The organism is Prosthecobacter vanneervenii (assembly GCF_014203095.1).
Lineage (GTDB): Bacteria > Verrucomicrobiota > Verrucomicrobiia > Verrucomicrobiales > Verrucomicrobiaceae > Prosthecobacter > Prosthecobacter vanneervenii.
Genome location: NZ_JACHIG010000002.1, coordinates 644,311 through 659,600 on the forward strand (window position 1 = coordinate 644,311; position 15,290 = coordinate 659,600).

At 62.9% G+C, this 15,290-nt stretch carries 10 protein-coding genes and 1 tRNA gene; all 11 read left to right on the forward strand.

Features of this window, described 5'->3' with window-relative positions; genetic code table 11:
* A complete protein-coding gene (locus HNQ65_RS26540; protein ID WP_221306075.1) occupies window positions 1–267 on the forward strand; it encodes a hypothetical protein in 267 nt (88 codons plus the stop codon).
* 170 nt (window positions 268–437) lie between these two features.
* Window positions 438–514 (forward strand) — tRNA-Pro (locus tag HNQ65_RS07700).
* A gap of 36 nt (window positions 515–550) precedes the next feature.
* Complete coding sequence (locus HNQ65_RS07705; protein ID WP_184338917.1) at window positions 551–1,045, forward strand: YbjN domain-containing protein; 495 nt, start codon at window positions 551–553, stop codon at window positions 1,043–1,045.
* A 58-nt stretch (window positions 1,046–1,103) separates the two neighbouring features.
* Window positions 1,104–1,904: a PH domain-containing protein gene (locus HNQ65_RS07710; protein ID WP_184338918.1), complete on the forward strand. Its 801-nt coding sequence runs from the start codon at window positions 1,104–1,106 to the stop codon at window positions 1,902–1,904.
* 47 nt (window positions 1,905–1,951) lie between these two features.
* The gene (locus HNQ65_RS07715) at window positions 1,952–4,078 is read left to right on the forward strand and encodes a sensor histidine kinase (protein WP_184338919.1); all 2,127 of its coding nucleotides are present in this window, start codon (window positions 1,952–1,954) and stop codon (window positions 4,076–4,078) included.
* Between the two features lie 29 nt (window positions 4,079–4,107).
* Window positions 4,108–4,722, forward strand: coding sequence for a response regulator (locus tag HNQ65_RS07720; RefSeq protein ID WP_184338920.1), 615 nt, complete (start codon window positions 4,108–4,110; stop codon window positions 4,720–4,722).
* A 69-nt stretch (window positions 4,723–4,791) separates the two neighbouring features.
* Window positions 4,792–7,395, forward strand: coding sequence for a DUF1800 domain-containing protein (locus tag HNQ65_RS07725; protein WP_184338921.1), 2,604 nt, complete (start codon window positions 4,792–4,794; stop codon window positions 7,393–7,395).
* Window positions 7,396–7,423: 28 nt separating this feature from the next.
* Window positions 7,424–8,854, forward strand: coding sequence for a DUF1501 domain-containing protein (locus HNQ65_RS07730; protein WP_184338922.1), 1,431 nt, complete (start codon window positions 7,424–7,426; stop codon window positions 8,852–8,854).
* Window positions 8,855–8,950: 96 nt separating this feature from the next.
* Complete coding sequence (locus HNQ65_RS07735; protein ID WP_184338923.1) at window positions 8,951–12,559, forward strand: DUF1553 domain-containing protein; 3,609 nt, start codon at window positions 8,951–8,953, stop codon at window positions 12,557–12,559.
* A 57-nt stretch (window positions 12,560–12,616) separates the two neighbouring features.
* On the forward strand, window positions 12,617–13,882 hold the full coding sequence (locus HNQ65_RS07740; RefSeq protein ID WP_184338924.1) for a DUF1501 domain-containing protein: 1,266 nt from the start codon (window positions 12,617–12,619) through the stop codon (window positions 13,880–13,882).
* 175 nt (window positions 13,883–14,057) lie between these two features.
* The gene (locus HNQ65_RS07745; RefSeq protein WP_184338925.1) at window positions 14,058–15,254 is read left to right on the forward strand and encodes a hypothetical protein; all 1,197 of its coding nucleotides are present in this window, start codon (window positions 14,058–14,060) and stop codon (window positions 15,252–15,254) included.
* Window positions 15,255–15,290 lie beyond the last annotated feature (36 nt).

Here is a 15,290-nt window from a genome sequence, read left to right on the forward strand (position 1 = left end):
GTGGCCCGTGTCAAGGCACGCTTCAGCCAGGGAGGTCACGATGTTCCTGAATCAAAGATCATTCAGCGTTACCATCGATCCCTCGAACTGCTCATGGATGCGGTCAAATTCACCAGCAGATGCTATATTTTTGACAACTCCCGCCATGGTGGCGAGCGACTCTGGGTGGCGGAGATCACAGAAGGACAGGACCTCGAATTGAAATGCGACCCCATGCCCCTGTGGTTTCAGAAAGCACTCTGGAGCAAGATCCAACCCGGTGTCTGAGCACCGCTCCCGGTTGCGCCATTTTGTCCTCCACTGCGGCGGGCGGACCATCTCAGGATTTTTCCCGCAGTTTCCGTTTTCGTCACTCCCCCATCCTTTCTCCTTGCGTCTGTCTCAGACTGCGGCACTATCGCGCCCCCTCATTCGATTACGGATGTGGGAAACACCTTCGGGGCGTAGCTCAGCCTGGTAGAGCGCTTGCTTTGGGAGCAAGAAGTCGTGAGTTCGAATCTCGCCGCCCCGACCATCTGAAATTTCAGATCTCAGATTCCCTTCCCGCCGCATGTCCGCCCTCTACGCCACTGTCCTGACGACCTTCAAGGAAATGGGCTGGCTCTACCGCGAGGTGGCCGAGCACTCCGTCGTCGAGGCCGACTTTGAGGCCCACCACACCAAGGTGCCGCTGCACGCGCAGGTCTTTGGAGACACCCACATCCTCTCCGTGGTCTCCACCTCCACCCTCCAGGTGCCCGCCAGCCACCGCCTCCAGGTGTGTGAGCTGCTCATGCGCACCAACAAGGAGCTGAACCTCGGCAACTTTGAGCTCGAGTGGGACGGCGGCCAGGTGATGTTCCGCGTGACGAATGTCTTCCCGCCCAACCGCCACGACTCCCGCATCATCGCCAGTCTGGTGCATTCCGCTGTGGCGGAGATGGACCGTCTGACCCCGTTCCTCGGCGAGATCATCCGCACACCCAAGGGCGAGCTGCTGCTGCTGAAGGTTTCTGACCTCATGCAGCGCGAGGATTTGCTGCCTCCGGCACCGGATGAGGAGTGATTGCGCGTGACACAGGCCGCCCGCCTGTGCTTCTGTGGCCTGAGAAACGGCCCACTCCATGCCCGCACGCTACACCCTCCAGCAGCACCCGGCTTTCAGCGCTCCTCTTTCCAGAGAGGATCTCTACACCCTGGTGGCGCGCGGCTCCCTGGCACGCGGGGAGATGTGCGTGGATGAGGCCACCGGCATGACCCACACCGTGGGGGAGCTGATCAGCGGCATGCGCCCTGCAGGCCATGCCAGCGGCACCCGCGCCCGCATCGCCCGTCCTGCCTATCGCGAGATCAGCCCGGACTTTGAGATCCCCATGGAGGTGGCCGAAACGCAGGCGGAAATGGAGGAAGAGGAAATCGAAGAAGAAGAGATCGAGGAGGAAGAACCCGAAGACAGCGCCGATCACGACTACTCCCCCAGTGGCGAGATCATCCTGCACCACGCGCACCCCTCATGGCTGGGCTACCCCAAGGCGCTCTTCCTCTTCCTGCTGCTCCTGGTGGCCAGCGGCCTGCTCTACGTCGTCCAGGCGGAGTATTCCATCATCTCCCTGCTCTGCGCTTCGTCCACGCTCATCGCCATCGGCATCTCGCGCTTCTCGCACGACTACATTGTCACCCGCGAGCGCGTGGAGCTCATCTGGGGCATCATTGGCAAGAGCTCCAAAGAGGCGCGCATCTGCGACATCCGCAGCATCGATGTGTACGAGTCCGGCCTCAAAGGCCTGCTCGGCCTCGGCACCATCGACTTCTCCACGGCGGCGAATGCCGGCATCGAAGTACAGTTCAAAGACCTCCGCCGCGCCCATGAGGTGAAGGATCTGGTGCGCAAGCTCCAGCGCGGCGTGGACCCGACCAATGACTGAGCACAAAGCGGGGGCATAGGACAGAAATGACGCATGTGTAAATCCGAATGACGAATGAAGCCCAAAGCCCGAATGCCAATGCTCGTGGCGCTGCGTGCCGCGTAGAGCGTGGCATTCAGGCTTTGATCTTCGTCATTATTTCGTCATTCGGATTTACACATTCGTCATTCGCCGCAGCCGCACTGACCCGCGCCATCGACATCCGCACGCTGCCCTACGAGCGCAGTCTGGAAAAGCTGCCCGTGGACCTCACGGCCACGATCGGCTTTGTGGAAAGCGGCGGTACCGCCTTCGTTCAGGACGACACCGCAGGCACGCACCTGCACTTCAAGCCCGCACGCAATGACCTGCGTGTGGGCGACCGCGTACGCATTCTGGGCACCACCACCGCCGGACTGTACTTTCCCGGCGTGGACGTGACCAGCCTGCAGATCCTGGGCCACGCCGAGCCACCCGCTGCTGCGCCCGCCAGCTACGATGATCTGGCCACCGGCCGCTACCACTACCAGCGCGTGATCGTGGAGGGGCTGGGCCGCACGCTCACGCCGCTGGATGAAAACCGCTCGCTGCTCCGCCTCGCCATCGGCAGCCGCGTGCTGGAGGTGCGCATCGACTCACCGCTGGAGACCGCGCCAGCGCTCATCGACGCACACCTGCGCATCACCGCTCTGGCCGCAGGCGGCATCAATGACCGCCGCCAGCTCGTCTTTCCCTACATCCGTGTCACCGACTGGAATGATGTGGCCATCACCCGGGCCGCGCCACCGCTTGAAGATCTGCCCGTCACCTCCGTCGTCACCCTGCTGCAGTTTGGTGCTGCGGACGAGCCCCACCACCGCGCACGCGTGCTGGGCACCGTGCTCGCATCCTTCCCGGACGGCCGTGTCTTTTTGCGAGATGCCACGCCACCGCCACCACCGCGAGAGCAGCCCAAGGATGCCGCACCTCCGCCGCAGCAGTCTCCCTCCATCGCCATCCGCCTCACTTCGCCAGCCACTCTCAGCACGGGGCAGAAGGCCGAGATCATCGGCTTTCCCATCATGGCCGGATTCAGCGCCTCTTTGGCCGATGCGCAGGTGATCACCAGCGATGAAGCAACCACCGCGCCCGCCGTTGCTGCCGCCGTGTCTCTCAGGGAATTTCTGGACGGCAGTCACGATGCCAACCTCATCCACCTCACTGCACCTGCCGTGCTCAATGATTTCTTCCGCACGGTGGATGGCTACGAACTGCGCCTCACCTCCGGCGGCACGCCGCTGCGCGCTTTTTTGCTGCAATCCACTGTGCCCGATCTGGAGATCGGCACCGTCGTTGGGCTCACGGGCATCTGTCTGGTGGAGTCGTCCAAAGACCGCGGCTTCCGCTCGCAGGCGGAGCGCGCATCCCTGCTGCTGCGCTCGGCGGAAGACATCGCCGTCATCAGCACCGCGCCCTTCTGGACCACCGGCCGCCTCATCATCGCCATCAGCATTCTGGCTGGCGTCGTGCTCCTTGCCATCGTCTGGATCGCAGCCCTGCGCCGTCAGATCAGCGCCCTGAGCAGCCGCATCGTGCAGCAGGCCACGCAGGATGAGCGCCAGCGCATCGCGCGCGAATTCCACGACACGCTGGAGCAGGAGCTCGCGGGCCTCTCCCTGCGTCTGGACGCCGCTACCACGCGCCCGCTGGAGGACAAGGCGCGCACCCTCATCGAGACCAGCCGCAGCCTCGTCTCCCGCATTCAAAGCGAAGCGCGAAACCTCGTCGCCGATCTGCGCGACACCGAGCAGTTGCACGATCTCCCCGCGGCGCTGCGCGAAATCCAAAACCGCATGCCGCCCAATGCACCCGCATTGCAGCTCGATCTCCATCCCCTCCCCGCCATCCCGGGAGCCGTCTCCCACCACCTGCGCATGATGGCGCAGGAGGCCATCACCAACACGATCAAACACGCCCAGGCCACCGAGATCTCCCTGCATCTCTCCGCCACCACAGACGCGCTCACGCTCCGCATCTCCGACAACGGCCGCGGCCTCGCCTCAGACACTGCCACCACCGGCCAGCCCGGCCACTTTGGCTGCATGGGCATCCGCGAGCGCGCGCGAAAAATCGGTGCTGACGTGAGCTGGAAAAGCGAGGCAGGAAAAGGAACGGTGGTCACGGTTTCCCTGCCGCTCCATCATTCGTCCTTTTGAGTTCGTCATTTGCCTGCTCTCTTCTTTCCATGATCTCCCTCCTTCTCATCGACGACCACTTCGTTGTCCGCAGCGGCCTCGTGGCCTCGTTGGAGCTGGAAGACGATCTTAAAGTGGTGGGAGAAACGGACCGTGGCGAAGAGGCCTCCGCGCTCTATGCCAAAAAGCAGCCGGATGTCGTGCTCATGGATCTGCAGCTCCCCGGCATCGGCGGCATCGAGGCCACTGCCGCGCTGCTACGGGATCACGCCAGCGCGCGTGTCCTCGTCTTCTCTACCTTCGCACGTGACGATGAAATCCAGGCCGCGCTCAAAGCAGGCGCGCTTGGCTACCTGCAAAAGTCATCTTCACGCGAGGCCCTGCTCACCGCCATCCGCACCGTGGCCAAAGGAGAGCGTAGCCTGCCGCCGGACATCGCCCAGCGTCTCAAAGACCGCCTCGCCGAACCCGAGATCACCCCCCGCGAGCGCGAGATCCTCGCCCTCGTCACCCAGGGCCGCGCCAACAAGGAAATCGCCGCCATCCTCGGCATCGGCGAAGACACCGTAAAGCAGCACGTCAGCCGCATTTTGATGAAGCTGAAAGTGAATGATCGTGCTCAAGCCACGGCGGAGGCGATCAGGCGCGGACTGGTGCGGGTGTGACCTCCGCCCGCAAAACCCCATTCCCAATTCCGCGCGTTTATGCTTAGCTAGGCGGCACCGTCCCTTCCCATGAACACGCGTACTCTCCTGGTTCTGGCCCTGCTCTGCACTTCGATGCCAGCCCCGGCGCTCGACTCCAACGCCAACCAGCAGAGCGACATCTGGGAAATCCTTTTCGGAGCGACGAGCCTGCCCGCACTCGGAGATGCCGACCACGACGGCTGGACGAACGCTCAGGAGAGCGGCGCTGGCACCAATCCTCTTGATCCCCACTCCTTTCCCTCCTCGGCACTCTCCTCAGGCGTGGCGGGCCAGGTGCATCTCAGCTGGCCCAGCGCCGCCGGCAAAAACTACGCCATCTACGGCAGCCCGGATCTCAATCCGGCCAACTACACACTGATGAGCACCGTCTCAGGAGATGGCAGCAACATCGCCACCCCGTTCGATGCCAGCACTCACAGCCGCTGGTTTTTCAAACTGGCCATCGCTGATGTGGACAGCGATCTCGACGGCCTGACCGACTGGGAGGAAATGCAGCTCGGCTTCAATCCCGCGCTCAACCACAGCGACCGCAACGACACCGCCGACCTCAGCCGCGTGCAGTCCACCCTCACCGCAGCCAGCACCATCACCGTCGGTTTGATCGACGGCGACATGCGCGAAGACTGGCCTGACAAAGGCGTCGTCGTCATCCGCCGCAGCGGCGGGCTGCGCCCCCTCACGGTGAATCTGACCCTCACCGGCACCGCCACGCGAAACACCGACTACACCACCAACATCGCCAGCACCCAGATCGTGCTGCCGATGGGCGCACGCGAGACGTGGGTGGAGCTGACTCCCGTGAACGACGCCAGCGCCGAGGGCGTGGAAACCATCGTGGTCACCGCCATCGCAGGCAGCGGCTACTCCCTTGGCAGCGTGAACAACGCCACCGTCACCCTCGGAGATGCCTCCTCCCTGCCCTGTGCCAAAGAGGCCGCGCGCTTCCTCATCCAGGCCGCCTTTGGCCCGGATCAGGATGACGCCGCCGATGCCGACATCATCCCCGAGAATGTAGAAGCGCTGATGGCGCAGGGGCTGGAAGCCTGGATCGACGACCAGTTCACCCGCCCCATCGGCTACATCCAGCCCTACACCAACTGGGCGCTGCAATACGCCAACGGCCTCGAACTCTACGGCAACTACAAGGAGCACGCATGGTGGGAGCGCGCCATGGGCGTGCCCAAGCTGCGCCCCGACTCCGCCACCACGCAGCTCCCCGATCCCCTGCGCCAGCGCGTGGCCTTTGCTCTCAGCGAGATCCTCGTCACCTCCGACCGCGCCGACACGCTGGCCGTGGACTACGAGGGCATGGCCAACTACTACGACATCTTTGAGGCCAACGCCTTCGGCAACTACCTCGACATCCTCAAGCAGGTGGCCATGCACCCCGTAATGGGCGTTTATCTCAGCCATCTGGGAAATCAAAAAGCCATCCCCGCGCTGAACATCCACCCGGATGAAAACTTTGCCCGCGAGGTCATGCAGCTCTTCAGCATCGGCCTCTGGCAGCTGAACACCGACGGCACGCGCAAAACCTACCCCGCTGGCGATCCGCAGGCCGGGCAGTTCATCCCCACCTACAGCAACTCCGACATCACCGAGCTCGCCCGCGTCTTCACCGGCCTGACGTGGTATGACAGCACCAGCTTTGATGCCAACAATCTCATCAACGGCGACCGCCTGCACCCGATGAAGATCTTTGACGCCTACCATGACTGCGGTGCCAAAACGCTGCTCAATGGTCTCAACCTCGCCGCCAGCACACCCAGCAGCGGCAGCACCGGCACGGCGGGCATGGCGGACATCAATGCAGCCATCACCAATCTCTTCAACCACCCCAACGTTGGCCCCTTCATCGGCCGTCTGCTCATCCAGCGCCTCGTCACCTCCAATCCCAGCGCCGCCTACATCGGGCGCGTGGCCGCCAAGTTTAACGACAACGGCAGCGGCGTGCGCGGAGACATGAAGGCCTTCATCAAGGCCATCCTCATGGACCCCGAGGCGCGGGATCCCGCCATGATGGACTCCCCCACCTTTGGCAAAATGCGCGAGCCCTTCCTCCGTGTGGTCAACCTGGCCCGCGCCTTCAATGCCGCCTCCACCTCCGGCCGCTATCCGCTGGATCAGTTCAATCTCGACCACCAGCAGGACCCGCAGAACTCCCCCAGCGTCTTCAATTTCTTCCTCCCCGGACACAGCCCGCCCGGCCCCGTCACGCAGATGGGGCTGGTGGCTCCGGAGTTTCAGATCGTCAATGCCAGCTCCGCCATCACCGGGGCCAACTACTTCTACAATGCCATCGGCAACAACAGCCTGCATCGCTGGGGCAGCGGCACCCCGGCCTACAATGTCGCGCTCAATCTCGATCCCGAGCTCGGCTTCATCATTCCCGCCGCCCACATCAACGAGGACACCCCCAGCGTCTCCAATCTCCTCGATCTCGATCTGCTGATCCGGCGCTACGATATGATGCTCCTCGGCGGCACCATGTCGCCTCAGCTCTTCCAGGCCATCCGCGAATCCGTCGATCGTGTAAAGCCGCCGGACACTTCCTGGCAGTGGCACCGCGAGCGCCTCCGCCAGCTCATCACCTCCATCGTCTCCTCCGCCGAGTACAATGTGATGCGCTGAAACATTCCCTGACGCACCCACCACAGCCATGATCGCCTTTCACCAGCCCCGACGTCAGTTCATCGGCAAGGCCAGCTGCGCCGCCGTCAGCTCCATCCCGGTGCTGAACACGCTGCTCAATCTCTCCTTTGCCGAAAAGATCTCCGCGCTCACCGCCCCCACCAGCGGCGAATACCGCGCCGTGGTCTGCCTCTTTCTCTCCGGCGGGTGTGACAGCTTCAATGTCCTCGTCCCACGGGAGACCTCCGCCTACGCGCAGTATCAGGCCACGCGCTCGGACCTCGCGCTGGCTCCCGGCTCCCTCATCGACATCCATCCCACTGGGCAAAACACCTTTGCCGTGCATGGCGGCATGCCGGAGGTCGCCGCGCTGTTTGAAGCCGGGCACGCCGCTTTCATCGCCAATGTGGGCACGCTCATCGAGCCTGTGCAAAACCGCAGCCAGATCACCGCGCTGACCAAGAAGCTGCCGCTCGGACTCTACTCGCACTCCGACCAGATCGAGCAGTGGCAGACCAGCCTGCCCAATCAGCGCTCCGGCATCGGCTGGGCCGGGCGCACCGCCGATCTCCTCCAGGGCCTGAATGCCAACCAGAAGGTGCCCATGAACATCTCGCTGGATGGCAGCAACGTGTGGCAGACCGGTCATTCCGTGGCCGAGTACGCCATCACCACCGACGGTGCCGTGGCCCTGGATAACTACAGCGCCGGATGGCAGCAGTACGACACCGTCACGCAGGCTTTCAGCCAGGGCATGGACAGCCAGCTGGCGCTGCAATATTCCAACATCCTCATGCAGACCTTCAACACCCGGAAGAAGGCCGCGCTGGATGCCTACAATGCCTTTACCACCGCTACCTCCGCCCCGCTGCCCGGCGGCATTGTCTTTCCATCCACCTATGTCGGCTCCCGCCTGCAGATGATCGCGCAGGCCATTCAGGGCCATGCCAACTCCGCCCTCGGTGCCGTGCGGCAGACCTTTTTCATCAATTTCGGCGGCTGGGACCACCACAGCGGCGTGCTTAGTCTGCAAGGCACCATGCTGCCGCAGATCAGCGCGGCCATCGGCGCCTTCTACAATCAGCTCGCCGCCATGAACCTGCAAAATCAGGTCGTGCTCTACACCGCCTCCGACTTTGGCCGCACGCTGACCAGCAACGGCCAGGGCAGCGACCACGCCTGGGGCAGCAATCAGCTCATCGTAGGCGGCGGCGTGAAGGGAAAGAAAATCTACGGCACCTTCCCCAGCCTGGCCATCAATCCTGACACTGGCCCTGAGCAGAACCCGCTCGACACCGGCAACGGCCGCCTCATCCCCACCACCAGCTGCGACCAGTTCTTTGCCGAGCTGGCTCTCTGGCTCGGCGTCTCTCCCACCGATCTGCCGCTGGTGCTACCCAACATCGGCAACTTCTACACCCCCAGCGCCAGCAACCCGCCTCTGGGGTTCATGGTGTGAGGTTGGCCTCAGCTCAAAAAAGGGACAAGTCTCCCCCTCACGAAAGTGGGGGGCCCAAGATGCTGAAAAAGGCGTCTATCTGGCGTTCATAGGAGCATGACGCGCTACGTCCCCGCCCTTTTTCTGCTCTCCGCCCTCGCCGCCTCCGCCCAGAATGACAGCGGTGGCAACGACACTGCGGACAAACCGCTCGCCACACCCGTCATGCAGTGGCGTTTTGACAACTCCAAGGAGCCCGGCCCACGCTCCCCAAACTATCCCGGCTTTTCCAAGGACAACACCGCCCAGCGTTTCGATGGCGACGGCAAGAAATCCGCCCTCACTATCAAGGACACCGAGGCTCTGCGCTTTGGCCTCAATGAAACGATCACCCTCGAAGCCTGGGTCAAGCCTGCCGGACAGAACGGCACCCCCTACATCATCGGCAAAGGCCGCCTCGGCACCAAGGAGTTTGGCAGCGAGAACCAAAACTACGCCCTGCGCCTGCAAAACACCAAGGGTGGCGCTCAGATCGGCTTCCTCTTCCGCAGCGCCAATGTGCCCGATAAAAAAGGCGACTGGCACCGCTGGTGGTCCAAGGACACCCTGCCCACCTCCGGCTGGCACCACATCGCCGTCACCTACACCTACGGCAAACCCAAGAGCATCAAAGGCTACATCGACGGCCGCGAAACCGACGGCGTGTGGGACATGGGCGGTGCCACCGACCGTGCCCCTGTGACCGATGGCGACTCCCTCGTGATCGGCAGCGGCTCCACGCTCGCGTCCTCTCATTCCCTCAATGGCTGGCTCGATGACGTAGCCATCTATCGCGGGCCCGTCGATGTCACCGCGCTGAAGGCCAAGTATCAGTTTGTGCCGCCGCCTCCGCCCATCGCCAAGAAGCAGGTGCCCGCAGGCCGTGTGCTGGTGCAGCTGGCAGAGGAAGGCATGCCCGACGCCAACGCCTGGCCCGCCGAACCGCCCAAGGTGGGCGAGACTTACACGGAAGATGTCTTCGGCTTCCTCGATGTGCCGCAGAAGTACGTGGACACCGGCGTACGTGGCGAGCGCCATGTGCCCTTCATGCTGCGTGCGGCAGCCGTGGTGACCTTTCCCAAAGGCAAGCACCGCCTGCTGCTGCGTGCCCGTGGCGCCACGAATCTCTATGTCGATAACAAGATCGTCCTCAACACCCCCTTCCCGCCGAATGACAGCGACGGCCATCATCTGGTAGCCGATCAGCAGGGTTATCTCGACCTGGGCCCCGACTTCCGCTTTGTCCCTCCCGGAAACCGCGAATCTTGGTGCGAGTTTGAAGGCACCGGCAAGCCGCAGTTCATCGTGCTGGAGACGCTGGTGGGCAGCTATGTGGGCAAGAGCATCCGCCGTCCTGAGCTGGGCGAAACCGTGGTTGCCTGGAGCCAGCAAGGCACCGAGACCTGGAAGCTCGTCACCCCCGGCAAGCGCACCGTGCCCTACACCGATGCCGGATGGGCTGCCTACGAGCAAGAGCGCAATGCCCACTACGCCGAGGTGAATGCCAAAAAACGCGCCGAACTGCGTGCCCTCTCCGCGCCCTACTGGGCCACGCGCCGCAAGGCTGCGGAAGAATGGCTGGCAAAAAATCCGGTGGGCAATGGCAGCATCGACGAATTCATTGCCGCCAAGATCGCCACCGTGAAGTCCCAGGACTCCCACAAAGGCAGCATCGACTACTTCAAGGACATCCAGCCCATCCTCGAAGCCAAGTGCACCGAGTGCCATCGCGGCTCCAAGGCCAAGGGCGGACTGCATCTCGACTCGCTGGCAGACGCCATCAAAGGCGGCAAATCCGATGGTGCCGCCGTCGAGCCCGGTAAGCCCGACCACAGCTCCCTCATCGCCCGCATTACCTCCACGGATGAAGACGAAATCATGCCGCCCAAGGGCAAGCCTTTGACGAAGGATGAGATCGCCCTGCTCACCACCTGGATCAAAGAAGGGGCCCACTGGCCGGAGATCCGCGCCGATCACCTCACGCTCACACCACTCACGGACGACCTCAGCTTCCTGCGCCGTGTGTACATCGACACCATCGGCGTGCCTCCATCCCTGGAAGAGATTGCCGCATTCCAGAAGAACCCGGACCGCAAGGCCGTCATCGACCAACTGCTGAAAGACCCGCGCTGGGCCGACAACTGGATGGGCTACTGGCAGGACGTGCTGGCGGAAAACCCAAACATCCTCAACCCCACGCTGAACAACACCGGCCCCTTCCGCTGGTGGCTCTATGAGTCCCTGCAGGACAACAAGCCCATGGACTTCTTTGTCACCGAACTCCTGCGCATGCGCGGCAGCGAGCGCCTCGGCGGCCCCGCCGGATTTGGCACCGCCTCGCAGAACGATGTGCCCATGGCTGCCAAGGGCACCATCGTCAGCACCGCCTTCCTCGGCGTGGAGATGAAGTGCGCCCGCTGCCACGACTCCCCCACCGGCAAGTCCATCCAGCAGGATCTCTTTGAACTCGCCGCCATGCTCGGCTCCAAAGAAATCGAAGTGCCCAAAACCAGCAGCGTGCCGATGGACAAGATCCACGCCGGTGGCCGCAAGCCCCTCATTCAAGTGACCCTGCAGCCCGGCACCAAGGTGCAGCCCAAGTGGCCCTTTGCGGAGTTCTGCGATGAAGCCGCCGCCAAGCTGGCCGAAGATCCCAAGGACAGCCGTGATGTGCTGGCCGCCATGATCACCGCGCCGCAGAACGAGCGCTTTGCCCAGGTCATCGCCAATCGCGTTTGGGCACGCTTCATGGGCCGCGGCATCGTGGAGCCCATCGAAGACTGGGAGAAGGGCAAGCCCTCGCATCCTGAGATGCTGAAATGGCTGGGCCGCGAATTCGTCAGCGGCGGTTATGACGTGAAGCACCTCGCCCGCCTCATCCTCAACAGCCAGGCCTACCAGCGTGCCACCGATCCCACGCTCAAGCAGACCAGCCCGCTCTTCACCAGCCCCGCACCGCGCAGGCTGCAGGCAGAGCAGATCGTGGACTCTCTTTTCTCCGCCACCGGCAAGCCCTTCCACACCGAGGAAGTCTGCCTGGACATCGACAACACCCGCGATCTCAAAAACGCCATCCACATGGGCAAGCCGCACCACAGCTGGATGCTCACCAGCACCAGCAATGAGCGCGACCGCCCCAGCCTGGCCCTGCCCCGCATCCAGGCCGTCACGGATGTGCTCAGCGCCTTCGGCTGGCGCGGCTCACGCCAGGACCCTGTGAGCAAGCGCGATGCCGACCCCAACGTGCTGCAGCCCGCCATTCTCAGCAACGGCACCGTGGGCGTCTGGCTCACTCGACTGAGTGATGACCATGGCATCACCGCCCTCGCTTTGAAAAACGAATCGCTCGATCAGTTCATTGACCAGCTTTTCCTCAAGCTGCTCACCCGTCATCCGACGGCGGAAGAGCACGCGCTGTACACCAAGCACCTTAGCGCCGGGTACGACAAACGAATCAATAGCCCAGAAGCGTGCATTAAGCACACCCCATCCAACCGCACCCGCGAAAAATACGTGAGCTGGTCCAACCACCTCGACGCCGAAGCCACCACCGTGCGCATGGCCCAGGAAACCGCCGCCCGCGCCGGAGATCCCCCCACCAACAAGCTCAACGCCGAATGGCGCGGCCGCATGGAGGATGTGCTGTGGGCTTTGCTCAACGCACCCGAGTGGGAGTTTAGCCCTTAAATGATCCGTGTGCCGTGACTTGAAACTTTAAACCTAAAACTTGAAACTGTTCCCATCATGAAACGCCGTTCCTTCCTCACCTCCGCCGCCGCTATGGGCGCAGCTCCGTTGTTTGCCAACAACACCCCGGTGCACACCCCCAAGGGCAAGGCGGAGCACTGCATCTTCATCTGGCTGGGCGGTGGCATGGCGCAGATCGACACCTTTGACCCCAAGAAGCTCGGCAACAACACGGACAAGACCAAGATCGCAGGCTCTCTCTACAAGGCTATCGACACCTCCGTCCCAGGTGTGCAGCTCACAGAGCATCTCAGCAAGACCGCCAAGGTCATGGAGCATGTGACCGTGATGCGCACGGTGAACCACCACGTGATCGACGAGCACGCCTTTGCCACCAACATCGTCCACACCGGGCGCATGATCTCCGGCAATGTCGTCTATCCCAGCGTCGGCTCAATCATCGCGCATGAGCGTGGTGCCGCTGGCGAGGGCATGCCGCCTTACATCCTGATCGGCTACCCGAACGTGAGCCGCGGCCCTGGCTTCCTGGGTGCCAAGGCGGGCTACGTCTATCTCACCGACACCAACACCGGCCCCGCAGGATTTACACGCCCGGACTTTGTGGATGAAAAGCGCGCCCTCACCCGCGAGCAGCTCCTGGCTCCGCTGATGTCCCGCGCACCCAAAGAGTCCAGCATCTCCGACTACAAGGCTGCCCAGGAGCAGGCGCTCAGCCTCTCCGGCCCGAAGTTCATGCGCCACTTCAATCTCAAGGAGGAGTCCGCCTCCCTGCGCAATGACTACGGTGGCGAGTTCGGCCAGCGCTGCCTGCTCTCACGCCGCCTGGTCCAAGCGGGCGTGCGCTTCATCGAGGTCTCCCACAACCTCAACTTCATGAACGGCACCGGCTGGGATATTCACAATGAGGGCTACAAAAACCAGCACCTCCTCATCCAGGAGCTGGACACCGCACTCTCCGCCCTCATCCGCGACCTGAAGAACCACAAGCTGCTCGACAAGACCCTCATCGTCGTCGGTACCGAATTCGGCCGCCCGCCTGAGTTTGACGGACGCGGTGGCCGCGGCCATCAGGGCACCACTTTCTCCATGGTCCTGGCCGGTGGCGGCCTGAACCACTGCGGTGCCTATGGCGTGACCGACGAGCTCTCCAAAAATCCCGTCGAAAATCCCGTCCCGCTCGTGGACTTCCACGCCACCATCCACGCAGCCATGGGCATTGATCCCAGCAAGGAACTCATGGACGGCACGCGCCCTGTGCCCGTCACGGACGGCGGCAAGGCGGTGGCGGCGCTGTTTGGTTAATGCAGACCTTCCAACTGACGCGACAGGCTCATAGAGCCTCGTGGCGGGCGCATGCCCGCAACTCCGGCTGCAGCCATTCGTTGCAAACATAAACGCGCATTCATCTGGACGCTCATCGTCCGTTTAGGTGCGCGGGATTTTCCCCCGCTGAAGGCAGTCATCCCTGCCATCAGCCATGAAAACTCCCCGCACCTCCCTGCGCTGCGCAGTGCTTGCCATTGCGCTTTCATTGACCGCCACCCGCTTTGTGCATGCCGATGGCATCGGCGTGGACCCGCCCTACACCGACTACGATCCCCACCGACTGCTGCTGGGCCGGACGCTGGCCGCGCAGGTATGGGACGACCTCCAGGCGCGCAAAAACGCCCTCGTCCCCATCACACTGGGAGCCTGGCACTGGTGGCGCATTCCCACCGGCGGCCCGGGCTTTGGCGGCTATGGCTCCCCCACGCTCCCAGGCACCTATTACTACTATGTGCAGATCGATCCCCTCTGGTACACTGGAGGGAAATGGGTGCAGAGCATGGGCCTGCATGCGGACATGCGTTTTCGTGAGGGGCGTGCCTTCCGCAGCACCATGTCCCCGGTCTTCTGGCCGTTCGAGGCGTACGCATGGGCTGAAACAACGGCGGGAGTTTTCAAGGCAGGCCAGCTCCGCCGCAGGCTGGGCATCGAGTGGGACGGCAGCTTCTATGGAAACGTGGCCTACTACGATGGCTTCAAGCTCAACTCAGACATCGGCGTCTCCTGGGAGCACACCTTCTGGCTGCGTCCCAAGTTCAGCATCGAATCCACCGCCCAGTTTTTCTTCCGCGAAGACGGCATCAGCTCCGGTCTCTCAGGCGCTGACACGGAGAGCACCTCTGCCTTCCGGCTGCAAAACAATGCGGTCTTTCGCGTGGTGCCCACATGGTGGATCAGCCGCACTTCCAGTCTGGCGCTGGGCCTCACCGGCTCCATCGCCCAGGCGAAAGCCCAGCTCCCCGGCTACCGCGACCATGCGCTCAGCCTCTGGGGCATCGACCTGACCTACACACGCGGCCGATTCAAGACCTTTGCCGAAGTGCTGCAGCGAAACGGCGCCGTGAATCCCACCCGCTATGTCTCCGGCGGCATGAGCACCCGCACCACGGACTTCATCGTCGGCACCAGCTACGCCACCGGGCCCGTCACCTGGCGCATGGCCTACTCGGCTGGCTATGATGCCCATCCCGGCGGCAGGCAGTTCATGTTTGTACCTGGCGTCACGATTGCCCTGACCCAGAACATCGATCTCTATCTCGAGTACGTGAAGTGGCGTGTGACGAATCCCATCGCTGGCTCCACGACGTATGAAAACGGCTTTCAGGTCGCACTGAACTGGCGCTTTTGATCGAGTGAAAGGATCACCAAGTAAAACAGCACTCTT